At 38.9% G+C, this 710-nt stretch carries 1 protein-coding gene; it reads left to right on the top strand.

Annotated elements, in window-relative coordinates; genetic code table 11:
* The coding region (locus IE260_RS43465; RefSeq protein ID WP_189881032.1) for an N-6 DNA methylase at positions 1-710 on the top strand (710 nt) is incomplete at both ends.

The following is a 710-nucleotide window of genomic DNA, read 5'->3' as shown; positions in this document are numbered from 1 at the left end:
ATAGACCCTAAAAGCAAGCAAGTCATTAATGATAGTTTCAATCGTTTTGAAGACGGCACGCCCCCTGAAAAAAATGGCGATTTCGCTTTTTTGCTCCATATCATCAAATCTTTAAAAGACACAGGCAAAGGGGCAGTGATTTTACCCCATGGGGTGCTATTTAGGGGGAATGCTGAGGGCGTAATCAGAAAAAATCTTTTAACAAAAGGCTATATTAAAGGCGTGATAGGCCTAGCCCCTAATCTTTTTTATGGCACCTCCATTCCTGCATGCGTGATCGTTTTAGACAAAGAAAACGCGCGCGCCAGAAAGGGCGTTTTTATGATAGATGCGAGCAAGGATTTTAAAAAAGACGGCAATAAAAACCGCTTAAGAGAGCAAGATGTCCAAAAAATGATAGACACTTTTAACGCTTTAAAAGAAATCCCTTATTATTCCAAAATGGTAAGCCTAGAAGAAATTAGCGCTAACGACTATAACTTGAATATCGCGCGCTACATCGCTACCAAACAAGAATCACAAAAAGACTTGTTCGCTTTAATCAACAGCCACAAGGCTAGTTATTTGCCCAAAAACGAAGTTGAAGCCTACGCCCCTTATTTTCAAGTGTTTAAAGAGCTTAAAAACACGCTTTTTAAAAAAAGCGATAAAGAGGGTTATTACGCTTTAAAAACAGAATGCGAAAACATTAAAGATCTCATCACCCAAAG

This window comes from Streptomyces viridiviolaceus, from assembly GCF_014650995.1.
Taxonomy (GTDB): Bacteria; Actinomycetota; Actinomycetes; order Streptomycetales; family Streptomycetaceae; genus Streptomyces; species Streptomyces viridiviolaceus.
Note: the sequence above shows the minus strand (reverse complement) of the source record. Positions and strands in the feature narration are given on the sequence as shown.